The organism is Streptomyces sp. V4I8, assembly GCF_041261225.1.
Lineage (GTDB): Bacteria > Actinomycetota > Actinomycetes > Streptomycetales > Streptomycetaceae > Streptomyces.
In genome coordinates, this window is sequence record NZ_JBGCCN010000001.1 from 8,300,786 (window position 1) to 8,327,703 (window position 26,918).

Genomic DNA, 26,918 nt, shown 5'->3' on the forward strand with positions numbered 1-26,918 from the left:
GTCAGTCACTCACGCGCTCTCACTTCCCGTGCGAAGCCCTGCGGCGGCGTCCGCGAAGCACCAGCACACCGCCGACAGCGATGACCAGCAGGCCACCGAGGGCGCTGTACGTGACAGCCTTGCTCACCCCGGTGGAAGCCAGGGGGCCCGACGTGCTACTGCTCGGGGTCGGCTGGCCGACGGGTGCGCCGAACTCCCCCTGCGCACGGGTGCCGATCGTGCCGGAGGCGGAGACAACCGGCGTGGGCGCGGTCGGCGTTGGGGCGGGCGACGGCTTGTCAGCGCTGGCGGTCCCTGACGCGGGCTTCAGCTGAAGAGTCGTGATCGAGTACGGCGGCAGCGTCTGTGCGCCCGCCGTGCCCCGCTGCGCCGTCGTCAGGGCGGTGTCTCCCTGGGCATACGAAACGGTCGTGACCGCTCCTGCGGCCGGGGTGAATCCGGCGTACGAGAGCGACACCTGCGCCGCGTTCTGCGGGTTCTTGTTGGTCAGCATGACGTTCAGACCGCCGTTGCTGTTCCGCACCGCGTGCACGGTGACCGACGAGTTGCCCGAGGACGACTTGACCATGGTGTCGCCGGGCTGCGCCAGTGCGGTCAGCGAGCGGATGCCCCAGTAGGTGGGGAAGGGCGTGTCGCGCCGCGGTTGGCACTTGCCCCCGGCGCAGGTTCCGGCGGAGAGCACACCCCCGTCCCGGTAGTCGGTCTGGCCGTGGACGGTGGTGGGTGCTTCGCTCGTGCCGTTGTGCAGGTTCCACCAGTCCACGTGGGTGGCGCCCTGCTCGAACCAGGTCATGTAGGTGTCCGGCGCGAACAGGGCTGCCGCCTGGCTGGTCAAGGCGGGTGAGCCGACGCCGTCGGTCTCGGTGACCGCGATCTCCACCGAAGCGGCGTTCGCGCCCGTGTACTTGGCGATCAGCGAGCGCAGCGAGGACCTGACACCGGTGATCCGGGAGGGGGTGTTCAGCAGGTCGGCAGTGGTGGTTCCGCCCGGATACCAGTGGACGATGACGAAGTCGATCGAGCGTCCCGCGATGGAGAGCACCGTGTTGTTCCAGTCGGCGCTGTCACCGGGAGCCTTCTCCGCATCCGGCCAGAAGCCGGGGGTGGTGAGCACCGCTCCGATCTTCACCTTCGGGTCCACGGCCTTCATCGCCTTCGCGTAGGCGACGAGGTTCTTCCCGTACTCCTTCGGGCTCTTGTCGGCGTGGTTGTCGGTTTCCCAGCCCTTGCCGTTGCCGTAGTGCCCGTTGCCGTAGACCTCGTTGCCGATCTCCCAGTACTTCACGCCGTAACCTTTGTCGACGTTGGCGTACTTGACCCAGTCGGCGGCCTCCTGGGGGGTGCCGGAGCCGTAGTTCGCGGTCAGGATCGGCTGGGCGCCGACCTTCTTCGCGGTGGCCATGAAGTGGTCGAAGTCGGTGTTGGAGGGGATCCAGCCGCTGCCGTCGCCGTAGGTGTGGGTCTTCCAGTGGTAGTCGTCCGCGCCGGAGCCGCCGGGATAGCGCAGCTGCCGAACTCCCGCGGCCTTCATCAGCGATGTCACCTTGGCGTCGCCCATGTGCTCGTCGCCGTAGCCCGTGTTGAGGCCGACACCACTGCTGGGCACCGTGCCCACGGAGGTTCCGGCATCCACACGGATACCGACGGTCGGCGCGGCGCCCGCGCTGGGCGCCAGGGCACCGACACCGGCCGAGGCGGCGAGCACCGCCACCGCCCCCACGACAAGATGCCGGAGCACCCGGCTACGGCGGCGGGGCGTGCGCCCCCGAGGCATCGGCTGCTCGGCGGATCTCGGGTCGTCTGGTGACACGTGGGGCTCCGATCGGGTGTTGACACAGAGGGCGTAGCGCCGCTGACCACGGCTCGCCCTCGTCGGTACACCCCCAAGTGGCCACTCGGAGCGGAAAGGTTGCCATCTCAATCATTTATTTCGCCGAGACCCGGTCGCACCGTCTCACCGGACCCGGTGCCCCGGTGCCCCGCCAGGGCTCTCTTTCCACCTCGACGGCGCGAACCATCTCATGCTTCCGGTCGCACACCGCCCCGCGGTGGCCGAGCGGCTGAAGCCGCACAGGAAGCACAGGAAAAGACAGACGGCGGCTGCCGCCCATCAACCGCCACGCCCGCGGTGACTCCAGGCCGTGACCGCTGTCTCAACGACGACTCCGAGGCAACCCGAAAGAGTGAACGCGCTGACCAGCACTTCCACGCGACTTGTCCATGTCGCGCCGCAGACTTTGTGGCAGGGCTCGTTTCTTGCGGGTCCTGCTGCTTGAAGGAGTCTGATCGATCATGGTGAGACCGCCGGCGCTGCCGCCGGAAGAGAAGGTCCGGATCGTGCTGTCGATCCTGGCCGGTGAGATGACCGTTGCCGAGGCCGCACGGCGGGCGAAGGTGTCCGAGCAGTCGATCGGGACCTGGAAGCGCCAGTTCCTGGAGTCCGGCCGGGCCAGCCACGGGGGCAAGTCCGGCCCCAGCACCCGGGAACAGCAACTCGAAGCCCGGGTCGCCGACTTGACCCAGGCGCTTGGTGAGGCCGCGGTCGAGCTGCGGGTGTGGAAGAAGTCCGGAGGGCCGGCTGGGCCCTTCGAGGACCTCGAGGTGATCCGCACCGAGAGGGCATGCCGACCGCGAGGTTCTGCCGGCTCATCGGCGTGCCCGAGCGGACCTGGCGCCGTCACCAGGCCCGCGCCCGCCGGGGCGCGCATGCCAGAGGACCGTGGCCGCGCCCGGCCCGCGAGAGCGTCCGGGAGACCGCCCGCCGGCACGCGCTCGCGCACCTGGCCTGGGGCCACCGCAAGGTGTGGGCGATGTGCCGCCACGACGGCCACCGCGTCTCCCAGGCGACCGTGCTGCGGCTGCTGCGGGACGAGGGCCTGCTGCTGGAGGCGAACTACCAGCGGGAACGGCGCCAGCTCGCCGCAAGGCCGCCTTCGCGACCGAGCCCACCGGCCCGAACCAGGTCTGGCAGCTCGACTTCTCCGAGTTCGAGACCGCCGCGGGCGGCGCGGCACCTGGCGGCTCGCGGGCTGCCGGGACTACTGGTCGAAGTACGAGCTGGGCTGGCACGTGTCGCCCACCGCGAACCAGCACGACGCCATCGCCGCAGTCGAACTCGCCATCAAGGACGCGGAGTTGCTGGCCGGAAAGCCACTGGCCGAGCTCGCCCCGCGCGACGCCGACGGGACCGTGAAGCTGCTGGTCACCATCGTCACCGACAACGGCGGACCGTTCCGCTCGTTCCGGTCCGAGGCGTTCATCGCCACCCGACCGGAGCTGCGGCACGTCCGCACCCGGGTCCGCACGCCCAGGCAGAACGGCTCACGCGAGCGCGGATTCGGCTCGCTCAAGTACGAGAAGCTGTTCCTCGAGGAGATCCCCGACGCCCTCGACCTCGTCCGGCACGCCGAGGACTACCGGCGCGACTACAACACCGTCCGACCGCACGAGGCCCTGGCCTGGAACCGGCCCCACGATGTCCATACCGGCGCCGCGGACCCGCTCGTCCCCAACTTTCCCGAACCCGAAAACCTGCCAACTGCTTGACGCGGGACAAAGACACAAGAAACCCCCGACAGCCCCAACCCCTAAACCACCAGCTCAGAGGCTCCCTGGAAAGAATCCGCACCCAAGCGCGATGAACCAAGAACCGCCTGCAACTGACCTGACCTGACCTGCTGAAACTGCTGCTCGTCCAGTGGCGTATATCGGCTACCCAGGCCAGCGAAAGGCCCTGGACAGGGTCGGGCGCCGGGTTGCCGGCCCGGGCCCGACCCTGTGTTGGTTCAGCTCTTGCCGGTCAGGCGCCAGACCTGGTTCTTCTTGGTGGCCAGGGCACTGGCGGAGTCACAGGTCCACTGGTGGACCAGTGCTCCGACGGCGGCGGAGATCTCACTGACGTCCACGCACTTGCCGCTGTGCACCGCGACGAACTGGTAGTCGTTCGCGGCGACCTGCCGCAGCGTGAACTGCTGGTTCGTGCCGCCGTGGCAGGTCCACTGGTGGACCGCCGCGTCGTCGGCGGTGGAGAAGCTGCTGATGTCGAGGCACTTGCCGCTGTAGTGGTTCACCAGGAAGTAGGTGTCCGCCACCCCTGGCACCGGGCGGAAGTCGAACCGCTGTTCCGCACCGGCGCCGCAGGTGTACTGCCGGTACTGAGTGCCGTCGGCGGTGCTCTGGTGGGGGTCGTCCAGGCAGTACCCGCTGTGCTGGGCGACGGCGGTTGACGAGAAGGCGGGCTGGCCGGCGGTGAACTGCCACCAGTTCATATTGAACAGGTACCCGCTGCCACCGGCGAAGCTCAGATACAGGTCGTGGGTCCCGGTCGCACCGGTAACAGGGCACGAGACCGTGCTCCAGGTCTGCCAGCCTCCGGTGCCCGACACAGTGCATGTCCCGACCGTTGGCCCAGTAGTACTGTCCAGGTGCAGCTCAACTCGGCCGCCGCTGGTGCTTGATGCCACCCTGGCGGTGAACGAGCTGGCACCCGCGCCGAATGCTACGCCCTTGACCTTGACGTAATCGCCGTTTTCAATCCAGCTGATGTTCATCCCGCCCTCGCTGGAGGGTTCGGTTTCGATGCCGCTGCCCCACGCGATGGTCTCGGCTTCCTGACGGACATAAGGATCGAGTGTGCCGACCTGCGGCGCCCCGGCCGTCGTCATATTCATCGTTGGAATGGTGCCGTCGGCGTTGTAGCTGAACTTCTCCACCGCGACCGACCGGGTGAAGCCACTGCCGCCCGGCAGAGCGCCGTTGTGGTAGAAGAAGTACGAGCCGCCGTTGAAGTCGACGACGCCGACGTGGTTGGTGAAGCTGCTGCCCTCCGAGGGCATGATGGTGCCGCGATACGTCCACGGTCCGGTCGGGCCGGGCGAGGTGGAGTAGGCGATGAACTCAGAGCAGCATTTCGCCGCGAACACCATGTAGTACAGGCCGTTCCGCTTGTAGAACCACGGGCCTTCCTCGTACAGGGTGGGTCGGTTCGCGTCTCCCGTGCGGGTGCCGAACCCCGCGGTGGTCAGCGGTATCTGCGTCGGGCTGCCGGAGTACGAGATCATGTCGGCGTTGAGCCGCACGTACCAAAGATTCGGGTTGCCGTAATACAGGTAGGCTTGCCCGTCGTCGTCGATGAAGACGGTCGGGTCGATCTCACTGTTCTCCACCAGCGGGTGGCCGAGGGCGTCCCGGAACGGGCCGGTGGGGCTGTCCGACACCGCCACGCCGATGGCGAATTGCCCGGTCGCCCGGACCGACACCGGCACGTACCAGTAGAACTTGCCGCCCCGTTCGACGGCCTGGCCCGCCCACGCGTTGGCGCCCGCCCAGCTGAAGGTGTTCAGGCTGAGCGGTGAGCCGTGGTCGGTCCAGTTGACCATGTCGGCGGAGGACCACACCCGCCAGTCCTTCATCACAAAGGAGGTGGAGCCGTCCTCGTCGTGCCCGGTGTACAGGTAGACCCGGCCGTTGTAGACCAGCGGTGCCGGGTCGGCGGTGTAAATGTGTTGCACGATCGGGTTGTCTGCCCGGGCTGCGGCCGGAAGAAAAGCCATCATACATAGAAGGCTTATCGCCAAGGCGAGGACGCGTTTCGACCACCGCTGAAGTGTGAATTTCACCTTTTGAGTCCCTTGTTCGGTTGGGATACGAAGGGGTTGCGTCGGCGGGGACCGCCAGCAGCCCGGACCTCTAGCGCTGCAGTGTCAGCACGCCCGGCCGGTACGGCAGGAGGCCGTAGTCCCCGCCGTCGCTGCTGGGGTCGCGCCCCTGGTAGAGGAACTGCAAATTGCAGGGGTCGATGGTCTTGGTCTGGTCGGGGTTGGTGCGAACCAGATCGCCGTGGCTGATGTCGTTGGTCCAAGTCGCGCCGCTGTTGGCCTTGCCGGCGAAGGGGTTGGTCACGGTGTCGGCCTGCGGTGTCCAGGTGCCGTCGAGGCTGGTGGCCGTGAACGAGCGGAAGTAGCGACCACTCCCTGTGTAGTTCTGGGCCTCGACGATCATGAGGTACTGGTTCTGCCCCTGGACCTTGTAGACCTCGACCGCCTCGAACAGGTCGAGCGGCGTGTCGCTCATGATCTTCGTGTACGACGAACCGAAGCTGCCCGGGAAGTTGCCGATGGGCATGCTGGCGCGGTAGATACCGCCGCGGTCGTCTGCGAAGAACAGGTACATGTTCGTGTCGTCGGCGATGAGGGTCTGGTCGATGGGGGCCCCAGGGGCGGGGAGGGTGCCCGTGAACAGCTGCTGCTGCGGGCCCCAGCCGTTGGGGTCGGTGGGGTCGCTCGAGGTGCGGTAGGAGAAGGGGTCGGGTCAACCCCCCCACTGGTAGGCGAGCACCCAGAGGTTCTTCGGGGCGAAGTAGAACAGCGTCGGCGCGATGGCACCGAAGGACATTCTGTTCTGGGTGGCCGACGCCATGTCGGACCAGTTCGTGAAGGGGCTGAAGGCCGTCGACTCCCAGGCCCCCTGGTCACCGGCGACGGTGTTGTGCGTCGTGGCATAGACGACGTGCTTGCCGTTGTAGACGACGTTGGTGAAGTCCTTGAGCGAGGCCCACCCCGCGCTCGGGGTTGCCAGTGGGCCGGTCGATGTCCAGCGGTACGTCGACGGCAGCGTGCAGGTGCCTGTGCCCTTGTCCACCTGGACGAGTTGCCACTGCTGGTTGGTGCCGCCCCAGTCGCTGTACTGCACGACGTTGGCGCCGTCGTTGGTGGCCGCGTTCTGGACCTCGACCGCCTTGTTGCTGTTGCGGTTGATCAGCCGGACGTAGCCGCTGTCGGAGTCGGCGAGCCGGAACTGCTGGTTGGCGCCGCCGTGGTCGGTCCACTGGTGGATGGCGGCGCCGTCGGCTGTGGACCAGCTGGATACGTCGATCATCTTGCCCGAGTGGCGTGCCTTGAGCCGGTAGTAGCCGTCGCCGGAGTCCACGAACTGGAACTGCTGGTTGGTGGCGTTGGTGCGGGTCCACTGGACGACGTTGGCGCCGTCGGAGGTGGAGGAGTTGTAGACGTCGAGGGCTTTGCCGCTGTTGTGGTTCACCAGTACGTACCAGGCGGTGGTGTCCACCGTGGCGGCCGATGCCGGGGTCGTGGCCATCGTGAGCAACGCGCCCACGATCGCCATGGCTGCCGCGGCGGCCGCCCCCGACCGCCGTCGACGACGCCACCTCGCGGCGCGCGCTAACCAAACCGACATAGCGTCTTCCTTCCATCATTGGGATCGCCGACATGAGACGGGCCGCATCGGCGCGGACGACAACTGCCCAGGAAGCGTCGTGTTAGCGTTAACATTTCCGGGGGGCCGTGAACGCACAACGTGCACTGTGAGCGATGACATCGGCCACTGTTTCAGCGAAATAACGGCGACGTCCTGGGCCGCGCGGCTGGCGGCGGTGATGGTCGGGCCACCTCCGCATAGGCGCGCCCGGTATGGCCGCTGTGCGGAAGGGGTCAGGCACGTCCGCGCCCGAACCCTTCCCGTGGTTCAACCTGGGCAGGGTTTATCAGCACATCTGGGTAAAGCGGTGCCGCCGCCATAGAGCGGCGGCACCGCTTGTACCCGTCAGGCCGGCGGCCGGGTCTGGTTCATCGGTAGCCGGCGGCGGCGATGTTCGCCTGGACCGCATTTTCGGTCGCGTCCGACGGGTAGCCCGAGACCATGGCACCCTCGTAGAACGTGCCCGCGCTGTCGTTGATGTTGCCTACCTCGGGTGAGCAGCAGTCGCCGCCACTGCCCAGGACGATGGCGCCTTGCTTCTTCATCGGGCTGTATACGTTGGGCTCGTTGGGAAGCGCGCCGTCCCATAGGGTGTTCAGGCTACCGGACTGGGCATTGCTGCCCTTGATCGCGAATCGCGACGTCCCGTTGTTCTTGAGTGTCGCCGTGACGAACTTGCTGCTGAACGCCTGCTGGTTCGGGTTCCACGTGCTGCCGCCACCTGGGAACAGGCCCCATTCGAGGTCGGCCTGCACCCAGGGTCCGGTTCCGGAGCAGCCGCCGAACCAGCAGCTCGTCCCGAAGTAGATGGCGTCCATGGCACCTGGCCCGTCGGCCTTGCGGGTGGTTTCGCTGTTGCCGTAGTCGAAGCAGCAGCCGCTGTTGACATGCGTACCGCTGGTGACCATGTACATGCCCTCGGGTGCGCTGCCCGTCGGGATACCCGTCAGGTGGCCGTCACGCCAGTAGCTGGTCCCGGGGTTGATGTACAGCGAGTAGGCCTTGCTGCCGCCGACCGTCAGCGATTCGGTGGTCGCTACGGCCGGGCGGGTCTGTGGTGAGCCCGGGACCACGCTGGAACCCTGGTACCACAAGTCGTTGCCATGCCCGGACTGATCGAACAGGACCGTGATGACACACGTGGTGTTTGCGCAGAAGGAGTCCTGGGCCGCCGCGTTGGCGACGCCGCCAGGGGTCAGTACGCCGATGTTGCGGGTTGTGTTGTCTGAGGAGCGTCTGACCTGATACAGGTCTCCGGTGTAGGCGCTGTAGAGGGCGCGCGTTGTGCTGTGCGCCGCCACGCAGGGCGTACCACCTGCGCCGTAGATGTCGCACGGGCCGGAGCCGGTGCCCGCATCCACCTGGACGAGTTGCCACTGCTGGTTGGTGCCGCCCCAGTCGCTGTACTGCACGACGTTGGCGCCGTCGTTGGTCGCCGCGTTCTGGACCTCGACCGCCTTGTTGCTGTTGCGGTTGATCAGCCGGACGTAGCCGCTGTCGGAGTCGGCGAGCCGGAACTGCTGGTTGGCGCCGCCGTGGTCGGTCCACTGGTGGATGGCGGCGCCGTCGGCTGTGGACCAGCTGGACACGTCGATCACCTTGCCCGAGTGCCGCGCCTTGAGCCGGTAGTAGCCGCCGCCGGAATCCACGAACTGGAACTGCTGGTTGGTCCCGTCGTGCCGGGCCCACTGCGTGATCGCGGCGCCGTCCGCGGAGCTCGCGTCCGCCACGTCCAGCGCCTTGCCGCTGTTCCGGTTGACCATGACGTACCAGGCGTTCGTGTCCACAGGGGCCGCTTGCGCCGCCGGCGCTCCGATCACGACCAGTAAACCGGCCATCAGGGCGGTGACCATGCCGATCACCGTTGTTCGACTGCCCATGTTCACCATCTTTCTCATTCGTCAGCCCGAGTGGGCTCAGCGCTGGACGCGCCCGAAATCGTGGCACCGCTTGGTTGCGGTGGTCAGGATGACTTCACTGTGGAGTGCCGGTGGAATCGCCCACGCGGTGAACAGCTCGTCCACGCGTCGGCGGACCGCACCCCATCGCGATCACCGTGGGTCAGGCGGGTCAGCGCTGCAGGGTGAGCAGGCCCGGCCGGTACGGCAGTTTCAGGTAGTTGGGTTCCTGTGTGTTGTTGGGGAGGCCCTGGTAGAGGAACTGCAGGTTGCAGGGATCGATGGTCATGGTCTGGTCGGGGTTGTTGCGGACCAGGTCACCGTGGCTGACGCCCTGGGCCCAGGTGGAACCGCTGTTGGCCTGGCCCGCGAAGGGGCTGCTCTCGCTGCCGGCCTGGACGGTCCACGGACCGTTCAGGCTGGAGGCGGTGAACGAGCGGAAGTAGCGCTTCGTCCCCTGCGCCTCAACGATCATGAGGTACTGGTTCTGCCCCTGGACCTTGTAGACCTCCGGCGCCTCGAACAGAAGGTCCCTTGCGTCGCTCATGACCGTCGTGTACGAGGAGCCGAAGTTGCCCGGGAAGTTCCCGATCGGCATGCTCGCCCGGTAGATCTTGCCGTTGTCAGCGGCGAAGAACAGGTACATGTTCTGGTCGTCGGCGATCATGGTCGGGTCGATCGGGGCGTTCTTCTGGTTCGCGTCGGGGCCGTCGGGGAGGCTGCCGGTGAACAGCGGCTGCCGGGCGGACCAGCCGTTGGGGTTGGTGGGGTCGCTGGACGTGCGGTAGTGGAGCGGCCACTGACCCCACTGGGACACCATCACCCAGATGTTCTTGGGCGCGAAGTAGAACAGTTCGGGCGCCACCGCGTCGTCGTTCATCTGGGTCTGGGTGGCCGCCCCCATGTCCGACCAGTTCGTGAAGGTACTGAACCCCGTCGAGCCCCACTTAGTTCCGTTGGAGGTGGTCGCGTAGACCAGGTGCTTGCCGTTGTACGTGGTGGTGGTGAAGTCCTTCAGCGCGAGCTGCCCGTTCGCCGGCTCCGCCAGCGGGCCGGTCGAGGTCCACCGGTAGGTCGACGGAAGGGCACACGCGTTGCTTGCCCCGGACAGGCCGGTCCACTTCTGGTTGGCGCCGCCGTGGCACGACCAGATCTGCACCCCCGTGCCGTTGGCCTTGCCCCAGCCCGAGACCTCCAGGCACAGCCCGGACCGCACGCCGACGATGGTGCCGTCGGGGTTCACCCGCCACTGCTGGTTGTCGCTGCCGTTGCACGTCCAGATCTGCACCGGGGTCCCGGACGTGGTGGCGCCGCCCCGGACATCCAGGCACTTGTTGCCGTACACGGTCAGCTGGTTGCTGTCCGTCAACGTCCACTGCTGGTTGGTTCCACCGTGGCAGTCCCAGATGTGCACGTTCGCGCCGTCGGTCTGGCTGAAGCCCTCCACATCGAGACACCGGCCGGAATCAACACCGCGCACGTCGCTGGTGGTGGCCGCCTGAGCCGGGCCGGCGACGAGCAGCGCCGCCAACGCGGCCAGGGCCGCGACCGCGGCGGCGAGCACCGTGGACGGGCGTCTGGGACTGAAACTACGTCTGGGCATAAGGACCTCGTCATCCTTGAACAAGCGACTCCGGTTTGCCCCGTCAGAGGCTGTCCGGATGCTGGTGTGGTACGACCCCGACTGTCCGGTATACCGAACAGGGGTCGAAGTACCGATCGAGAGAATGCTAGACATCCCATGAATGACGTCAATACATCTCGCAAAATCCGCGGGCAGAAACGTTCGCAGGCTGAAACCAGGCGGCTTCAAGTCCCGTGGTTGTACGGGTCTTCGGTGTGAGGGGCAGGTAGCGGTGCGGGCCCGGGCTTGGTGATCATTACGGACCCCGACCAGGTCGCTCACCTGAGTCTCTGGTTCGGCTCGGTGCCCGACCCGCGCTCGCGGCGGGGCCGGTGGCACTCAGGAACACCGCGCTGGCAGCGGTCCGGGCACCGGTGGAGCACGGCTTCGCCCACCTCGAGAACTGGCGCGTGTTCGGCAAGGTCCGCACCGACCCGACGTGGGCGACCGCCTTGGTGGGGTCCCTGCTCGTCCTCACAAACCGCGACGTTTCCCGGTGACCGACGATCTTCACCGAAGTCATCCACCCACGACCAGCACGAGCATCCCGAACCCCGCACACACCAGACCCGTGACCAGCAACTTCACGATGCACAGCGCTCAGTGCAGAAGAGCCCATTCGTGTCTGCCCGTCTGCAGTTGCCAACGGCCCGCGCGGCGCAGTTCCGGCACGACGCGATGGCCGTGCAACGCATCGTGCGCACCGCGCTGTTCGACTGAGGGCCGGACTGTATCGGATGGTCAGGGCGTGCTCAACTCGAAGCGTTCCACCAGCACTTCGCCGCCGAGGGCCTGGGTGGCGTGGTTGAAGACGGCGAAGCGGTAGCCCATGAAGAAATGAGGCCTCTCGTTCATGGTGAAGGCCGGGCCGAGCGGGGTGAAGGTGGTGCCGTCGGTGCTGTAGGAGAACGTCGCCTGGCGGCCCGGCCCCGGGCTGATGTCGGCGGCGGCGCGCAGCCAGACGCGGCTGCCGGACGCGGGGAGGTCGGCGCCGGCCTGCTCGGTGCCGGTGCCGGTGGTGTTCCAGTCGGCGTCCATGGTCAGGCCGTCGAACATCACCAGCCTGCTGACGCCGTCCTGCCGCGTGACGCCGATCCAGGCGGAGGAGTCCCGCAGCATCGCCAGCCCGGCCCGGTCGCCGTCCGCCATCCCGGAGCAGTCGAGCACGACGGTCGCGGTGGAGGCGGGGCCCTGGATGCGGCGGGTGAGGGTGTTACGGGCGTTGTAGAGGTCGTCGGTGACGGTGGCGGTCCTGAGGGTGAGCCCGTTGTCGACGGTGAACGCGGCGGTGTCGGGGTTGTGGTTCCACTCCCAGTACGGCGCCGGCGCCGTCCCCTCGAAGGTGTCGGCGCCGGTCATCGGCGGGAGCGGGTGCGGGGTGACCGGGCAGGGGTATGTCTCGCCCCACGCGCCGGCCACGGTCTGGAGCTCGGGCCAGCCCTCGGCGTTCCAGGTGACCGGGGCCAGGGCGGGGACGCGGCCGCCGGGATAGGCGTCGATGAAGCCCATGTAGTACCAGTCGCCGTTCGGGGTGTCGACCAGCGAGCCCTGGTGCGGCACACCGCCGCCGGGGATCGGGCCGGGCAGGTCCAACAGCACCTCCCGCATCTCGTACGGGCCGAAGGGGCCTGAGGTGGACTTCCAGATGTACTGGCCGTTGGCCGGGCGGGTGACGAAGATGTAGTAGTTCCCGTTGATCTTGTAGAAGCGGGAGCCCTCCATCAGGTGCATGTCGTCGGGCTTGGTGAGCACGTGCTCGGACCTGACCTCGGTGCGCATGTCCGGGGAGAGCTGCGCGACGTGGATCTCGTTGGCGCCGTACGCCACGTACGGGGTGCCGTCGTCGTCGAAGAGCAGCCCCGCGTCGTAGTAAATGCTGCCGATCTCGGCGTGCCGGGCCCAGGGGCCCGCCGCGTCGGTGGCGCTGTATACGTACGACCGCTGCCAGCCGATCTGGCCCAGCCAGTAGAAGGTCTCGTCGCTGGGGCGGTGGCGCATCGAGGACGCATAGATGCCCTGGACGTACGCCCGTCCGCCGTTGAGGTCGTACGCGTCGCCGAAGTCGAGGACCGGCACCGAGTGGCCGATGAACTCCCAGTTGACCAGGTCGTAGGAGCGCAGGACGGGCGCGCCCGGCGAGTAGTGCATGGTCGAGCCGGTGTAGTAATACGTGTCGCCGACGCGGATGACCTCCAGGTCGGCGAAGTCCTGCCAGATCACCGGGTTGGTGAACTGCTCCCGCTGGGCCGTCGTGTCTTTCCGGCGGCTGTGGGGGTGTTGGAGCCGGGACATCCGCGATCAGCTTTCTCACGTGTGGGCGACCGAGAGCCGAAGGGGCGAGAGGGGTCAGGGGGCGAGAGGGGTCAGGGGGTGAGCGGCTCGTAGGTGAACGCGACCGTCGGTGGCGTAGGGGCCGATGACGCGGCCGGTGAATCCGCCGGCGACCTCGGTGGTGAGGTAGCGGCCGTCCAGGGCGGCGAGTTCGGTGAAGGTGCCGTCCTCCTGGCAGGTCCCGAAGCGTACGACGTCGGGTCCGGTGCGGGCGTCGTTGAGGGCGGTGCGGGCGGTGATGTCGAGGCCGAGGACGACGGGCCCGGCGCCTTGTCGGACCGGGCGACGACGCTGCGCAGCGGGCCGATACGGGCGATGACGCGTACTTCGTCGAGGCGGACGGCGGGGCCGCCGCTTCCGCCGTAGACGTCGAGTTCGGCCCTGGTCCGGCAGGAGAGGTGCGCCTGGCGGCGGCCGAGGAAGGTGACATCGGGAGCGTCGAGGCTCCGGCCGAGGGCGTGCAGGGTGAGGTAGCCGGCGCGTTCGCGGGTGGTGATGCGTGGCGGGACACTGCGGAACGAGCAGAGCGGGCAGGAGTACAAGTCTTCGAAGCGCTTCGATATTGCAGTGAGGTTAAGGGACCACCTGTGGGGCCACAAGGCTCGCGTCAACTTTCCCTGAGACCATTGGAGAGTGGGAGGTCGACGGGGTCTTCTGCGGGTCTGCGTGAGCTTGGGTGAACGCCTTGACGCCTGGGTCGGGGTGACGGAACATCGAAGCGCTTCGAACCTCGACTCATCTGCTCCCGCACCACCTCCAGCTCGGCCTCCAGGTCTTCTTCCTGCTTCGCATCCTGCTTCTCCTCCTCAAGGGATCTGAGTACGTGACCGAAAGCTCGCCGCCCCTCTTCCGCGACCCCACCGCCGCCCTGGACCAGCGCGTCGACGACCTCCTCTCCCGCCTCACACTCGACGAACGCATCGCATTCCTGCACCAGTTCACCCCCGCGGTGGACCGTCTCGGTCTCGCCGCCTTCCGCACCGGGCAGGAGGCACTGCACGGTGTGGCCTGGATGGGGCCCGGCGACGGTCTTCCCGGCAGGCGGTCGGCCTCGGCGCGACCTGGAACGACGGCCTCGTCCGCCGGGTCGGCGACGCCGTCGCCCAGGAGACGCGGGCGATGCGCGCACGCGACGACCGGGTGGGGCTCAACGTGTGGGCGCCGACGATCAGTCTGCTGCGGCACCCGCTGTGGGGCAGGAACGAGGAGGGCTACGCCGAGGACCCGCACCTGACGGCGGCGATCGCCACGGCGTACACCCGCGGCCTACGCGGCGACGACCCGGCGTACTGGATGACGGCCCCCGTCCTCAAGCACTGGATGGCCCACAACAACGAGACGGACAGGTCGACTTCGTCCTCCTCGGTACGGCCGAGGGTCCTCCACGAGTACGACATGCGCGCCTTCCGCCGCCCCGTCGAGGCCGCAGCCGTGGCCGGGGTGATGCCCGCGTACAACCTCGTCAACGGGCGGCCGAACCATGTCTCGCCGTACCTGCGGGAACACCTTCGGACCTGCACGGACCAGGAAACTGCAGCCTCTGGGCAGACGTGGCCCCCCGAGCAACATAGGCATCCACGGCAACCCCGATCCCGACAACTTCGAGGTGCTGGAGAACCTGCGCTTCGAGAACATCGACATCCTCGACCACCGTGAGCCGCAGGTGAGCGCCCAGGGCTGCATCGCCCTCAACCCCGGCGACGGCAACCTCATCCGCGACGTCAGGTGCGACAACATGCGCGTCGAGGACATCCGCTGGGGCCAGCTCGTCCAGATGCGGATCACCTACATGCCGAAGTGGAACACCGCACCCGGCCGCGGCATCGAGAACGTCTACATCAAGGACCTCACCTACACCGGCACTCACGCCGGTACGTCGCTGCTCCTGGGCCTCGAAGGGGACCACCTCATCAAGGATGTCACGTTCGAGAACCTCGTCGTCAACGGGCGGGTCATCCGCGACAGCGGGGGCAAGCCGGCCTGGTACTTGGCCTCGGACGGCGTGCCCATGTTCGCCAACGAGCACGTTCACAACCTCCGCTTCCTCACCACCGAGGAGGCGGCGGCTCTGTAACCGCCGGCGCCCGGCCCCGGCGTCTTCCTCAGGCGACGCCGGGGCCGACCACACACCTTTGACACCGGCAACGAGCGGGTCGGTCGCGTCCACCAGTTCCTCGACAGCTGTCTCGAAGGCTCCGTACGGGGAGGTGCGCAGCCACCCTTCACCCCGGTCTCTTGACGGCCTCCCCTCCAGGTACCCCTCAACTCTCTTACCGATACAGAATTCTCCCGAGCTCCTTGGAGCCCCCATGTCCACCGTTACCGCCATCGTCGACCTCGACATCGAGGGTCCGACGATCAGCCGACATCTCTACGGTCACTTTGCCGAGCACCTCGGCCGCTGCGTCTACGGCGGCTTCTGGGTCGGGGAGGACTCGACGATCCCGAACGAGGGCGGCATCCGCCTTGACGTCGTCCAGGCGCTGCGTGCCCTGAACATCCCCAACCTCCGCTGGCCGGGTGGTTGTTTCGCCGACGAGTACCACTGGAAGGACGGCATCGGCCCCCGTGACCAGCGCCCCCGGATGGTCAACACCCACTGGGGCGACGTCGAGGAGAGCAACCACTTCGGCACCCACGAGTTCATGGCGTTGTGCGAACTCCTGGGCACCGAGCCCTACATCAGCGGCAACGTCGGCTCCGGCACCGTGCAGGAGATGAGCGAGTGGGTCGAGTATCTGACCCGCGACGGCGACAGCCCCATGGCCAGGCTGCGCAGGGCCAACGGCCGCGACGAGCCCTGGCGGGTGAAGTTCTGGGGCATCGGCAACGAGACGTGGGGCTGTGGCGGCAACATGCGCGCCGAGTACTCCGCAGATCTGGCCCGGCAGTACGCCACGTACTGCCGCGACCACGGCGACAACAAGCTGTACCGCATCGCCTCGGGCGCGACCGGCGACGACTACAAGTGGACCCGCACCCTTATGGAGCAGATCAACTGCTTCGGCTGCGAGGCCACCCCGCGCACTTTCTTCCAGGGCATATCCGTCCACCACTACACGATGTCCGGCACTTGGGAGGCGAAGGGCAGCGCCACCGACTTCGACACCGACGACTACTACCGCACCATGGCCTCGGCCCAGCGGATCGACCGTATCCTCACCGGCCACTCCACCGTCATGGACATCTACGACCCGGGCCGCAGGGTCGGCCTGGTCCTGGACGAGTGGGGCACCTGGTGGGACGTCGAGCCGGGCACCAATCCGGGCTTCCTGTTCCAGCAGAACACGCTGCGCGACGCGCTCGTGGCCAGCACCCACTTCGACATCTTCCACAAGCACGCCGCACGTCTGTACATGGCGAACATCGCGCAGACCGTCAACGTCCTGCAGGCCATGCTCCTCACCGACGGCGACGCGCTGGTCCTCACCCCGACCTACCACGTCTTCGAGATGAACAAGGGCCACCAGGACGCCACCTCACTCGCCGTGCACCTGCGCACCGAGGATGCCCGGCGCCGGGTGGGGGACGCCGAGCTCGACACGCTGTCCGCCTCGGCCAGCATCAAGGACGGCACGGTGCTGATCTCAGTGTCCAACCTCGACGCCGAGGAACCGGTCGAGGTGACACTCGACCTGCGCGGGGGAGCGGTCGGCGAGCCGACCGCTCGTCTGCTGACCGCGGACAGACTCCAGGTCCACAACTCCCCGGACTCACCCGAGGCGGTGGTTCCGCGCCCGTTCGACGGCGTGAAGCCAACAGGTCAGGGGCTCGTTCTGACGCTGCCTCCCCACTCGTTCATCACCGTCCAGGCCCCCGTGGCCCGCACGCACTGAGGAGCCGACATAACGAGCCGGACGCCCGACATCGCTGTGGGGACGGTGATCCACGGCGACACCGTGGCGTCCGGCACCGCCATCTCGCCCGATCTCTTCGGGGCGTTCTTCGAGGACCTCAGCCATGCGGCGGACGGCGGCCTGTACGCCGAGCTGATCCAGAACCGTTCCTTCGCGTACAGCCGCGCCGACCGGCTTGATTGGCATGCCCTGACCGCGTGGGAGGTGCTGGAGCGGGAGGGCGCCGCCGGGGCGGTCGCCGTGTCGGCTGAGGCTCCGTTGCACCCGGCCAACCCGCAGCACGCCGTCCTGCACACCACGGCCACCGGCACGGCCGCCTCGGCGCCGGGCTGCGCAACGAGGGCTTCGACGGCATCCCCGTCCAGGAAGGTGCACAGTACGACGTCAGTGTCTACGCCAGGCTCGTCAGACGGCACGGCGGTCCGGCTGGTGGCGGTGATCGAGAGCCGTGACGGCGAACGGGCATACGCAGAGGGGGGGTTGCGTCCGGTCGATGGATCCTGGGAGCGGCATGCGAGCGTGCTGACCTGCGCCGTTACGGACCCGGAAGCCCGGTTCACTCCCACGTCGACCGGTGTCGGCACCGGCCAAGCGGACCTGGTCTCCCTCTTCCCCCAGGCGACGTTCTGGGGCTGACCGGGCGGACTGCGCGCCGACCTGGCCGAGGCTATCGCTGATCTGAAGCCCAAATTCGCTCGCTTTCCCGGCGGTTGTGTGGCGCACGGGGCTGCCTGGCGAACATGTACCGATGGTGGACACCATCGGTCCGCTGCCCGGCCTCAGACAGCAGCACAACCTGTCGGGCTACCCGCCGCGCAGGCGGGCAGCGCCCCGGTGCTGCGGCAGCGGGTGCTGGTGCTGTACCTGTCCACCTCGGCCCTGGACTCCCCGGTCGTCGGCTGGGCACGCTACGACGGGACCGGCCGCACCTCCGCGACCACGGGAGACAGCGACGAGCCGCCGTACGAGTCGGGCGTGGAGGCCCTTCGCGACGGCTGGCGGTTGATCCAGGCCGCCCAACTGATCCCGCCCTGTCCGGGGGGCGAGTACGACGTCTCCTTCCTCAAGCACGAGTTCTTCTTCGAGCAGATCGTCGACGTGCGAGCGGAACGGTGACCGGCAGTCGCCGTGTGCGGTGGGAGCAGTCGGCGGACGGAGTGCGGCTGACCTGCCGCGGACTGTCCATGCGGGCGGTCTGGGAGGGGCCCGGCATCCTGCGGGTCGCGGCCCGCCCCGAGTCCGACGGCGGCCCCGTCCTGGCCGATGGCCCGATGCTCGATCCGCTGCGCGAGCGACGACGACCCGGAACCTTCACGCTCATCGAGAAGGACGATGAACTGGTCATGTCCGATGGCTCGTTGACCCTCGTGTCGACCTCGCCACCGGACGGCTCAGCTACCGCGGCCCGTCCGGGGAACCACTCTTCAGCGAGCTGGAGGCGGACGCGGTCCAGCTGGAGCGCCGCACGCCGGCCGGCGCGACCGACTCCGCTCCCGGCTACCGTGCCCGCCTCGGACTGCGGCTCACCGATGGCGAAGCGCTGTACGGCCTCGGCCAGCACGAGGAGGGCCGGCTGGACCGGCGGGGCACGACGCAGTACCTATACCAGCACAACCTCAAGGTCAGTGTCCCCTTTCTGGCATCCACCCGCGGCTGGGGTCTGTTGTGGCACGGATACAGCGCGATGATCTTCCAGGATGACGCGGCGGGCTGCCGGCTCCAAGCCGAATGCGTACCGGAACTGGACTACTTAGTGCTGGCGGGACCCGGACTCCATGACGTGGTCCGCCCGCTACCGGCGGCTGACCGGGGCCGCGTCGATGCCGCCACGCTGGGCCTTCGGCTTCATCCAGTCCACGGAGCGTTACCACGACCAGGAGGAACTGCTTGCGGTCGCCCGGCGCTACGTCGAACTGGGGCTGCCCCTTGAGGGGATCGTGCTGGACTGGATGTCCTGGCCGGACGGCCTGTGGGGACAGAAGTCCCTCGACCCCGCGCGCTTCCCCGACGCCGAGGACCTGTGCCGCCGTATGCACGACATGGGCACCAAACTGATGGTCTCCATCTGGCCGCACGTTCACGGCGACGGCACCGACCAGCTCGAACTCGCCGCGGCCGACGCGATGCTGGCGAACGGAACCACGTACGACGCCTTCGACCCGAAGGCCCGCGCCCTGTACTGGAAGCAGGCCGAGACGGCTCTGTTCGCCAAAGGGGTCGATGCCTGGTGGACCGACTGCTCGGAACCCTTCGAGGCCAACTGGAACGGTGCGAGGGAGCCGTCCCCCGAGGAGCGGATGCGCATCAACACCACCGAGGTGGAGCGTTACCTGGGTCCGGACCGCAGGAACGCCTACTCCCTCCTTCACAGCCGCGGAATTTGGGAGGGGCAGCGGGCCACCGGCAGCCCGAAGCGGGTGCTCAACCTGACCCGGTCCGCCTATCCCGGCCGGCAGCGCTACGGCACGTACAGTTGGTCCGGTGACATCGTCGCGACCTGGGAGTCACTGCGCCGGCAGGTCGCCGAGGGGCTGAGCTTCGCCGCCTCCGGCCTGCCGTACTGGACCACCGACGTCGGAGCCTTCTTCCCCGGCAAGGTCTGCCCCGGCTTGGACGGGGCGTCGTTCCTGCGCGGCGACTTCGACGCGGGAGACAAGACCTGGGCTACCGCGAACTGTTCCTGCGCTGGTTCCAGTACGCCACCTTCCTGCCGATGCTGCGCACGCACGGCACCGGCACGCCGCGCGAGATCTGGCACTAGTACTGCAACGGTGCTTGTTCTGATTGCTGGGCAGTTTTCAGGGGCTGTGTCCGCGTCGTTTGTAGTGGCTGATGCGGGCTTGGTGCTGGCGTCGTCGGCGCCAGGTTGACCAGTGCAGGATGTGGTCGGCCGGGGTGGGGCGGCGGTTGGTGAGGCGGGTGATCAGGCGTCGGATCTCGGCGAGGCTGAGGTGGATGAGCTGGGAGGATCCGTTTCTGCTTTGTCCGTGTCGAGCTGGCGGGCCCGCAGGACAGTCAGACAGGCGTGGGCGGCCATGGCCAGGGTCATGTGGCGGTGCCAGCCCGGGTAGCGGCGGACCTGGTAGTCGTCCAGGCCGCACTCCTGCTTCGCGGTCTGGAAGCATTCCTCGACTGCCCATCGGCTGCCCGCGATGCGGATCAGCTCGTCCAGCGTCGTGTCGGCGGGACAGTAGGCGATGTAGTAGGAGATCTCCTCGGGCCTGCTCACGCTGCGGCGGGCGAGGACCCAGTGCCGGCGGTCCTCGCGGTGCCAGGGCCGCACCTCGACGCGGGCCCAGTCGAAGATCCGCCGGCCGTGGGCTCCTTCACCGCAGGAACGGCGTTTCCATTTCTGCCGCGGCAGGCCGGGAAACAGGTCGTGGACGGGGTGGTCGATGGACCAGCGGGTGACGACGGTGTCGTGCCGGGTGGTGGCCATGACGTGGAAGACATCCGCCTGTTCCAGCTCGAACCGCCAGCCCTTGCTGAAGCCGTAGGCGGCGTCCGCCGTCACCCAGCCGAACGGGATACGGTCGGCGATGGCCCGGCGGACCATCGCCTTGGCCATGGCCACCTTCGTCTCGAAGGCGACACTGTCGTCGATGCCCGCCCGCCGGCACCGTTCCCGGTCATCCGTCCAGGAGGTGGGCAGATACAGACGGCGGTCGATCAGAGTGCGTCCACGGCCGGTGGCGTAGGCGAGGAACACACCGATCTGGCAGTTCTCGGTGCGGCCGGCCGTTCCGGAGTACTGCCTTTGCACCCCGGCCGAACGGACGCCCTTCTTCAGAAAGCCGGTGTCATCGACGATCAGGACGGCCTCGCGGTCTGCGAGGTGTTCCACGACGTAGTCGCGTACGTCGTCCAGGACCTCGTCGGCGTCCCACTCGATCCGGTTCAGCAGCCGGTGGATGCGATCGGGACCCGTATGCCCGGCCTCCTCCGCCAGCGTCCAGCCGTTCTTCCGCTCCAGCGGCGCAACCAGCCCACGCATGTAAGCCAGCGCCGACTGACGCGGCTCCTCCCGGTTGAACCGGTGCACGAACCGCTCATGCAGAGCACCCAGTTCCCCCGCCCACAACCTGACACCAGCAAGGTCCCCACCCATAACAACACCAACGACTGAACTGGCCAGCAGTCACGGCAAAGACCGTTGCAGTACTAGGGCGCGTATCGGGTCGTGATCAATCTGGGGGATTCGCCTTCGTAACGGAGTCTGGATCGGTAGACCTTCTTGTGTGACGCGAGTGCAACTGACGGATGAGGAATGGGAGTTCGTCGAGCCGTACCTGCCGATCGGCGAGTACGGTCCGTACCCCGAGCGGCTGCGGCAGCAGTTCGAGGGGGTGATCTGGCGGTTCAGGACCGGCGGGCAGTGGCGGGAGATGCCGCAGGAGTTCGGTGCCTGGTCAACCGTCCACAACCGCTTCCGGCAATGGCGTGACGCCGGCGTCTTCGAGGCGCTGCTGGAGGGCCTGATCGCGGAAGCCGCGAAGCGGGGTGAGATCGATCTGTCCCTGGTCAGCATCGACTCCACCACCGCGCGCGCTCACCACGACGCAGCCGGGATGCACCTGGGCCAGGACGTCCTCACCGCCCTGGAGAAGGCTGCTACCGAGGCGGAGAAGGCCAGGTCAAAAGGGGCAGCCTCGAAGAACAAGACGGACAGGACACTGAAAACGATCCCGGGCGGGAGGAACGACGACGCGTCCGGCGTCGGCGAAAACTCCGGCTGAAGGCCGCCCTCCTGGGACGCTCCAGGGGCGGGCAGACCAGCAAGGTCCACCTCGCCGCCGACCGCAAGTGCCGCCCGCTGGCGTTCGTGCTGACAGCGGGCCAGGCCGCGGACAGCCCGCAGTTCATCCCCGTGCTCAAGCAGTTACGGGTCCGCGGGCCCGTCGGCCGCCCCCGCACCCGGCCGGAAGCGGTCGCCGCCGATAAGGCCTACTCCTCCCGCGGGAACCGGGCCCACCTGCGCAGGCGCGGCATCAAGGCAGTGATTCCGGAGAAGAAAGACCAGGCCGCAAACCGGAAGAAGAAGGGCTCCGCAGGCGGTCGACCCGTCAGCCACGACGCCGCCCTTTACAAGGAGAGGAACACCGTCGAGCGTCTGATCAACAAGCTCAAGGCCTGGCGAGGCATCGCCACCCGATACGACAAGACCCCAGACAGCTACCTCGCCGGCCTCCACCTACGAGCCTCGATGATCTGGATCAACTACCTCACCCGGCCCACCAGCTGATCACGACTCGATACGCGCCCTACGGCGAGCCGGGTGACCCTGTGTACGAGACGCTGGTCCGGTTCATCCGCCTGCGCAAGGCTCTGGTCCCCTACCTCTATTCCCTCGCCTGGCAGGTGCACTCCGAGGACAGCACGATGTTCCGTCCGCTGGCCTTCGACCTCGTCTTCCCGGGCGCGGACGGCTCGTTCGTGCTGTACGAGGACGAAGGCGACGGCTGGGGCTACGAGCAGGGCGCCGGCGCCCGCACCGAGCTGCGCTGGGACGAGGCGAACGGCACCCTGACCGTCGGCCGCCCGGTGCGCGACTACCCCGGGCGCCCGGTCCGTCGCGTGGTACGCGCCCGGCTGGTCGAGCCCGGCCGGGGCTGGGCCGAAGCATCGGCGTTGTGGCTCACTGCCGAGCAGCAGCGCCAGGAGCTGCGGATTCCCTTGCGACCGTCGCGATCGTCGTCGCGGCGGTCCTGACCGGGGGCGCTGTCCCGCGTCCCCCTGTCCGTACCGAGAATGAATGGCTCCGCACTTCCCCGGTGCGGAGCCGTCGCTATTTGTTCTGTCGGTTCACTCCGGGCGGGTGGAGAGACGGAGCAGCACCGCCGAAGGGGCCGACGGGAGGGAGACGTCGAGCGTCGCGGCCTTCGGGTCCCACGTGGCTTGCGCCTTGGTGGTGGAGGGGTACAGCACGACGACGCCGACCCGGGCGCCGCGAAGGGTCGGGAACGGGAGAACGGCCGACTCGGCGGAGTCGTCACCGGGACGGCGCCACACGGTGACGTACGTGGTGTCGGGGGTGTGCAGGGCCAGGGCGATCCACGGGTCGTACCAGCCGGGTAGGCCCAGCGGCCAGGCGGGGACGGCGGTTGCCAGGTCGCCGCGGATCGTCTTGTGGACGGCGACCGCCTCGTGCGCCAGGGCGAGGGCGTCGGGGGCGAGTTCGGGGAGGAGGCCGGAGAGGTGGATGCGGCCGAGGAGGGCGCTGGCCATGGTGAAGGCGACCTCGTCGAGGGAGTCGTCGGGCAGCGGGTAGGCCCACACCGCCCCTTGTTCCGGCGTGACCGCGGTGGGTGCGGCCGCCGCGATCGGGGCGTACAACTCCAGGTTCTGCTGGTCGCTGGTGGAGTGCAGCTGGACGCGCGAGAGAAGGGCGTAGTCGGAGCGCTTGCCGCCGGAGGCGCAGCTCTCCAGGACGAGGCCCGGGTGGCGGTCCAACACGCCGTCCAGCCAGTCGAGGAAGGCGCGGTTGTGGCCGAGCAGGCCGTCCGCCGGGGACTCACCGGGGTGACTGCTGGTGCCGGAACCCGCGTCCACGTTGTAGTCGAGCTTGAAGTAGCCGATGCCCAGGCCGTCGACGAGCCGGTCCACCACCTCGTCCAGGTGGGCGCGGGCGGCGGGGTGGCGCAGGTCGAGGTGGTAGCGGCCGTTGGCGTTGACGCGGGCGCCGTGGCGGCGGAAGAACGCCTCGTCAGGCAGGGCGGTGGCGATCGGGCTGTGCACGCCCACCACTTCGGGTTCCAGCCACAGTCCCGGCACCATGCCGCGCTCCCGTATCCGATCCATGACCTCCCCCAGGCCGCCCTCGCCGGGAAAGCGGGAGGGGGCGGGCTCCCACGCGCCGACGGTGGTCCACCAGCCGCCGTCCCCGTCGTCGTACCAGCCGGCGTCGATGACGAAATACTCGGCGCCCGCCTCGGCGGCGGCGTCGATGTGCGGCAGCAGGCGGGCCGTGGTCGGGTCGCCCATCAGGCAGTTCATGTAGTCGTTGAAGATGACGGGAAGGTGCTGGTGGTCGGGGTGCGGGCGGCGGATCGCCCGCCGGTATCGGGTGAGGGCGGCGAACGCCTCGTCGATGCCGCCGGTCTCGGTGAGGGCGAGGGCCACGGGGACGGTCGTGGAGCTCGCCCCCGGCTCAAGACGGTGCGACCAGCCGTGCCGGACGTTGGTGGGGCCGGACAGGGACAGGAATCCCGTGTCCATGTTCTCCCCGCAATCCCATTGCCAGCCGCCGCCGTTGGTCTCCAGCTGCCACAGCCAGGTCCGCCCCGTCTCGCGGTCGCTCAGCGCGCCCATCGGCAGGTGACCGCCGCTGGAGCAGGAACCCTTCCCGGCGATGGTGAGGGTCCCCATGCGGTAGGGCTGGTGGACGCGGCCGTTGATGTGCGGGACGGCCTGGCGCAACGGGCGCCGCTGCCAGCGGTGCTCGTTGATCCAGTCGTGCTCCGCCCACAGCAGGTCCGCGGTCTCCAGCTGCGCGGGGTCCGTGGTGAGGACGCCGAGGACGAGGGAGGTGACCGACTCCAGGTCGAGTGGGTTGCTGCCCCCGTTGCGCAGCTCCACGTGTGCACGCAGGACCGGGATGCCGTCGGGCGAGCGGTAGACCACGTCGGCGGCGAGGTCCGTCTCGGGGTCGTGCAGGCGGACGGTCAGCTGGTGCCAGTCCCCGTCGCGCCGGGCGTCGTGGCTGAGGTAGCGCAGCCGTGCGCCGACACTGTCGACCAGGCGCCGGCTCGACGAGTCCGGGTCCTGGGCGCCCACGACGGCCTCGACCAGCGGCAGCGACTCCCTCGAACCGGCCGGCCTGGGCACGGTGTCGGGGGCACCGAGGTGACGGAGTCGCGGACGGCCGTCCTGGTCGGCGTCGATGATCAGGCGCAGGGCGTCGTGGCCCCAGTCGAGGAGAACGCGGGTGTCGATCATGATGAGTGTTCCTTCGCTTCTTCGGTGTCAGCGGCTGGTGTGCGCGGCGAGCGCCCGGCCCGCGTGCGCCGGTACGGCAGCGGGCCGCACGGGGGTGCTGGTGATGTGGACCGGCTGTCCGGCTTCGGCCGCGGCGAGCAGCGCCTCCATGGCCTCCAGGACGTGATAGGCGAGGCAGCCGTCCGCGCGGTGCGGGGTGTCGGTGGCGTGGGCGGCTGCCAGGTCAGCGATGCCGTAGCCGCGCTCGGCGCCCGGGTAGCCGCCCCGCACGGGGACGTCCTCCCAGTCCTTGGTCTCCGCGCCGGCCCGGAAGAGGCGCACCGGGCCGTCGAAGTGGTTGGGGTCGGGGACGGACAGCGAGCCTTCCGTTCCGTAGATCTCGATGTGCGGCAGGCCCGCTGCCCAGACGTCGAACGACATCACCAGCGTCGACAGCGCCCCGCTCGCGTGCTCCAGAACGCCGGTGACGTGCGTGGCCACCTCCACCGGGAACGTGGTGCCCGCGCGCGGACCGTGGCCGACGGTGCGCTCGGACCGCGAGGCGGAGGTCATGCCGACCACCTTGCGCACCGGACCGAGCAGGGTGACGAGCGCGGTGAGGTAGTACGGCCCCATGTCGAACAGCGGGCCGCCGCCCGGCCGGTAGTAGAACTCCGTTGCCGGATGCCAGAGTTCAGGGACCGGAACCACCATGAAGGCGGTCGCGGCGACGGGTGTGCCGAGTTCCCCGGCGTCCAGCACCGCGCGGGCGGTCTGCACGCCCGTGCCCAGGACAGTGTCCGGCGCGCAGCCCACCCGTTCCCCCCGCCGCTTCGGCCGCGTCGAGGACGGATCGGGCCTCAGTCGTGGTCGCGGCCAGGGGCTTCTCGCCGTAGACGTGCTTGCCCGCGGCGATCGCGGCATGGGCGACCTCGGCGCGTGCTTGCCCGCGGCGATCGCGGCATGGGCGACCTCGGCGTGGGCGGCGGGGACGGTCAGGTTGAGGACGAGGTCGACGTCGTCGGCCGCGCACAGCTTTGGCGGTCGTGGCGCGGGCGCCGGGGACGGTGGCCGCGACGGCGCGGGCGCGGGCCGCGTCCAGGTCGGCGACAGCCGTGACGCTCAGATGCGTCAGCGCGGGGAGGGTGCGCAGATAGGCGCCGCTGATCTGTCCGGCGCCGACCAGCCCGATCCGCAGGGCTATGGGGCGTTCCGTCAACGGGTCGCCCATGCCATGCCCTTCCGGATCATCGTGTCGACCTCGGGAACCTCCAGGTCGGCGAGGCTGTGTCCGAGGGTGGTGACGAACACCCGGCCCGCGCCCCAGTGCCTGGTCCAGGTGACCGGCACCGGCGTGCCGAGGAGTTCGGGATGGTCGGGATCGGGGCCGTACCCGGTGACGGCGAGCACCTCGATCGCAGGATCCACGTGCAGGTAGTACTGCTCGGTGGTGACGGTGAACGGCTTGATGCCGCCTGCCAGCACCGGATGGTCGGCCTTTTCCGGGACGGGGCGCACCTCGAAGGTCGTGAACTCCCGTGCGTGGTGCACGAACTGGCCGCCCGTCATCATCTGATAGCGGGTCTCGGCGCGGAACGCGTCGACGATGCCTCCGTGCCAGCCGGCCAGGCCGGTCCCCGCCCCGACAGCCTGGCTCAGGCCCTCCGCCTGCGGGCCGGTGATCTCGCCCATCGTCCAGCACTGCACCACCAGGTCCGTGGCGGCCAGCAGCTCCTCGTCGAGGTAGCTGTCGAGCGTGCCGGAGACGGTCACTGCGTAGCCGTCCGCCTTGAGTGCCGTGACGTAGCGGTTGGTGGCGGCCACGGGGACGTGCCCGTCCCAGCCCCCGCGGACTACCAAGGCCTGCTTGACAGACGTCACAGGCCGTTCCCGGGGGCATCGGTCAGGTCCACGTCCACGGGAGCCTGGGTAACGGCAGGCGCGCGCCATGTAGCGAGCGCGTGGGCCAGATCGCGGCCGGGCACGGTGCTGAGGGGAGCTGTCACGCTTCTTCGTCCTGACAGCTCAAATCGCCTTTGTCGCAGGGTACGTGGTGGATGCGAGCGTGACGTTCCGTGG

The 26,918-nt window shown here is 68.5% G+C and carries 20 protein-coding genes and 7 pseudogenes; 13 read left to right on the plus strand and 14 right to left on the minus strand.

What is annotated here, in order from left to right; translation table 11 throughout:
* Positions 1-19: 19 nt before the first annotated feature.
* Entirely contained in the window at positions 20-1,738 is a 1,719-nt protein-coding gene (locus ABIE67_RS37735) for an LPXTG cell wall anchor domain-containing protein (RefSeq protein WP_370266028.1), read from the minus strand.
* A 623-nt stretch (positions 1,739-2,361) separates the two neighbouring features.
* Between ABIE67_RS37735 and ABIE67_RS37740 the strand changes: the two are divergent.
* Together ABIE67_RS37740 and ABIE67_RS37745 are read left to right on the plus strand one after the other, a co-directional pair.
* Positions 2,362-2,463: pseudogene (locus ABIE67_RS37740) on the plus strand (helix-turn-helix domain-containing protein); the annotation flags it as partial.
* Positions 2,464-3,069: 606 nt separating this feature from the next.
* The gene (locus ABIE67_RS37745; protein WP_370269342.1) at positions 3,070-3,546 is read left to right on the plus strand and encodes an integrase core domain-containing protein; all 477 of its coding nucleotides are present in this window, start codon (positions 3,070-3,072) and stop codon (positions 3,544-3,546) included.
* A 239-nt stretch (positions 3,547-3,785) separates the two neighbouring features.
* Here ABIE67_RS37745 and ABIE67_RS37750 read toward each other — a convergent pair whose 3' ends face one another.
* The 4 genes and pseudogenes from ABIE67_RS37750 to ABIE67_RS37765 all read right to left on the minus strand — a co-directional run bounded on the left by ABIE67_RS37750 (position 3,786) and on the right by ABIE67_RS37765 (position 10,716).
* Positions 3,786-5,555: a family 43 glycosylhydrolase gene (locus ABIE67_RS37750; protein ID WP_370266029.1), complete on the minus strand. Its 1,770-nt coding sequence runs from the start codon at positions 5,553-5,555 to the stop codon at positions 3,786-3,788.
* Positions 5,556-5,688: 133 nt separating this feature from the next.
* A pseudogene (locus ABIE67_RS37755) lies at positions 5,689-7,194 on the minus strand (non-reducing end alpha-L-arabinofuranosidase family hydrolase).
* Between the two features lie 389 nt (positions 7,195-7,583).
* Positions 7,584-9,095, minus strand: a complete 1,512-nt coding sequence (locus ABIE67_RS37760) for an arabinofuranosidase catalytic domain-containing protein (RefSeq protein WP_370266030.1) — start codon at positions 9,093-9,095, stop codon at positions 7,584-7,586.
* Between the two features lie 190 nt (positions 9,096-9,285).
* Positions 9,286-10,716: a non-reducing end alpha-L-arabinofuranosidase family hydrolase gene (locus tag ABIE67_RS37765; RefSeq protein ID WP_370266031.1), complete on the minus strand. Its 1,431-nt coding sequence runs from the start codon at positions 10,714-10,716 to the stop codon at positions 9,286-9,288.
* Between the two features lie 365 nt (positions 10,717-11,081).
* On the opposite strand from ABIE67_RS37765, the pseudogene ABIE67_RS37770 reads away from it, so the two are divergent.
* Positions 11,082-11,237: pseudogene (locus ABIE67_RS37770) on the plus strand (IS5/IS1182 family transposase); the annotation flags it as partial.
* Positions 11,238-11,478: 241 nt separating this feature from the next.
* Here ABIE67_RS37770 and ABIE67_RS37775 read toward each other — a convergent pair.
* The 3 genes from ABIE67_RS37775 to ABIE67_RS37785 form a co-directional block, all read right to left on the minus strand.
* The gene (locus ABIE67_RS37775; protein ID WP_370266032.1) at positions 11,479-13,029 is read right to left on the minus strand and encodes a glycoside hydrolase 43 family protein; all 1,551 of its coding nucleotides are present in this window, start codon (positions 13,027-13,029) and stop codon (positions 11,479-11,481) included.
* Between the two features lie 71 nt (positions 13,030-13,100).
* Positions 13,101-13,610 (minus strand): hypothetical protein, encoded by a 510-nt coding sequence (locus tag ABIE67_RS37780; RefSeq protein ID WP_370266033.1) that lies wholly within the window; start codon positions 13,608-13,610, stop codon positions 13,101-13,103.
* Between the two features lie 65 nt (positions 13,611-13,675).
* Entirely contained in the window at positions 13,676-14,002 is a 327-nt protein-coding gene (locus ABIE67_RS37785) for a hypothetical protein (RefSeq protein ID WP_370269742.1), read from the minus strand.
* Between ABIE67_RS37785 and ABIE67_RS37790 the strand changes: the two are divergent.
* From ABIE67_RS37790 to ABIE67_RS37825, 8 genes and pseudogenes are all read left to right on the plus strand, one after another.
* A pseudogene (locus ABIE67_RS37790) lies at positions 13,892-14,628 on the plus strand (glycoside hydrolase family 3 N-terminal domain-containing protein); the annotation flags it as partial. The gene ABIE67_RS37785 and the pseudogene ABIE67_RS37790 sit on opposite strands and share 111 nt — an antisense overlap.
* A 46-nt stretch (positions 14,629-14,674) precedes the next feature.
* On the plus strand, positions 14,675-15,142 hold the full coding sequence (locus tag ABIE67_RS37795; RefSeq protein WP_370266034.1) for a hypothetical protein: 468 nt from the start codon (positions 14,675-14,677) through the stop codon (positions 15,140-15,142).
* A 235-nt stretch (positions 15,143-15,377) separates the two neighbouring features.
* Entirely contained in the window at positions 15,378-16,904 is a 1,527-nt protein-coding gene (locus ABIE67_RS37800; protein ID WP_306974421.1) for an alpha-N-arabinofuranosidase, read from the plus strand.
* Positions 16,905-16,949: 45 nt separating this feature from the next.
* A complete protein-coding gene (locus ABIE67_RS37805) occupies positions 16,950-17,561 on the plus strand; it encodes a hypothetical protein (protein WP_370266035.1) in 612 nt (203 codons plus the stop codon).
* 201 nt (positions 17,562-17,762) lie between these two features.
* A complete protein-coding gene (locus ABIE67_RS37810; RefSeq protein WP_370269346.1) occupies positions 17,763-18,041 on the plus strand; it encodes a hypothetical protein in 279 nt (92 codons plus the stop codon).
* A 265-nt stretch (positions 18,042-18,306) separates the two neighbouring features.
* Positions 18,307-18,855 (plus strand): annotated as a pseudogene (locus ABIE67_RS37815) (hypothetical protein); the annotation flags it as partial.
* Positions 18,746-19,501 (plus strand): annotated as a pseudogene (locus tag ABIE67_RS37820) (TIM-barrel domain-containing protein); the annotation flags it as partial. The pseudogenes ABIE67_RS37815 and ABIE67_RS37820, both read left to right, overlap by 110 nt.
* Before the next feature lie 131 nt (positions 19,502-19,632).
* A complete protein-coding gene (locus tag ABIE67_RS37825) occupies positions 19,633-19,686 on the plus strand; it encodes a hypothetical protein (protein WP_370269350.1) in 54 nt (17 codons plus the stop codon).
* Positions 19,687-19,848: 162 nt separating this feature from the next.
* Here ABIE67_RS37825 and ABIE67_RS37830 read toward each other — a convergent pair whose 3' ends face one another.
* Positions 19,849-21,033, minus strand: coding sequence for an IS701 family transposase (locus tag ABIE67_RS37830; RefSeq protein WP_370252597.1), 1,185 nt, complete (start codon positions 21,031-21,033; stop codon positions 19,849-19,851).
* Between the two features lie 130 nt (positions 21,034-21,163).
* Between ABIE67_RS37830 and ABIE67_RS37835 the strand changes: the two are divergent.
* Positions 21,164-22,167: pseudogene (locus ABIE67_RS37835) on the plus strand (IS5 family transposase).
* A 41-nt stretch (positions 22,168-22,208) separates the two neighbouring features.
* Positions 22,209-22,634: a DUF5110 domain-containing protein gene (locus tag ABIE67_RS37840; RefSeq protein WP_370266036.1), complete on the plus strand. Its 426-nt coding sequence runs from the start codon at positions 22,209-22,211 to the stop codon at positions 22,632-22,634.
* A 93-nt stretch (positions 22,635-22,727) separates the two neighbouring features.
* Here the strand turns inward: ABIE67_RS37840 and ABIE67_RS37845 are convergent, their stop codons facing one another.
* From ABIE67_RS37845 to ABIE67_RS37865, 5 genes are read right to left on the minus strand one after another with little or no spacing between them, the layout of a single operon-like run.
* On the minus strand, positions 22,728-24,860 hold the full coding sequence (locus tag ABIE67_RS37845) for an alpha-galactosidase (RefSeq protein WP_306974417.1): 2,133 nt from the start codon (positions 24,858-24,860) through the stop codon (positions 22,728-22,730).
* 27 nt (positions 24,861-24,887) lie between these two features.
* Positions 24,888-25,619 (minus strand): Gfo/Idh/MocA family oxidoreductase, encoded by a 732-nt coding sequence (locus ABIE67_RS37850; RefSeq protein WP_370266037.1) that lies wholly within the window; start codon positions 25,617-25,619, stop codon positions 24,888-24,890.
* Positions 25,534-26,070, minus strand: coding sequence for a Gfo/Idh/MocA family oxidoreductase (locus tag ABIE67_RS37855; RefSeq protein ID WP_370266038.1), 537 nt, complete (start codon positions 26,068-26,070; stop codon positions 25,534-25,536). The genes ABIE67_RS37850 and ABIE67_RS37855 overlap by 86 nt, the downstream gene beginning before the upstream one ends.
* Positions 26,055-26,720 carry a ThuA domain-containing protein gene (locus tag ABIE67_RS37860; RefSeq protein ID WP_370266039.1) on the minus strand — a complete coding sequence of 222 codons (666 nt, stop codon included), beginning with the start codon at positions 26,718-26,720 and terminating at the stop codon, positions 26,055-26,057. The genes ABIE67_RS37855 and ABIE67_RS37860 overlap by 16 nt, the downstream gene beginning before the upstream one ends.
* Positions 26,717-26,845, minus strand: a complete 129-nt coding sequence (locus ABIE67_RS37865) for a hypothetical protein (RefSeq protein WP_370266040.1) — start codon at positions 26,843-26,845, stop codon at positions 26,717-26,719. The genes ABIE67_RS37860 and ABIE67_RS37865 overlap by 4 nt, the downstream gene beginning before the upstream one ends.
* Positions 26,846-26,918: the final 73 nt, after the last annotated feature.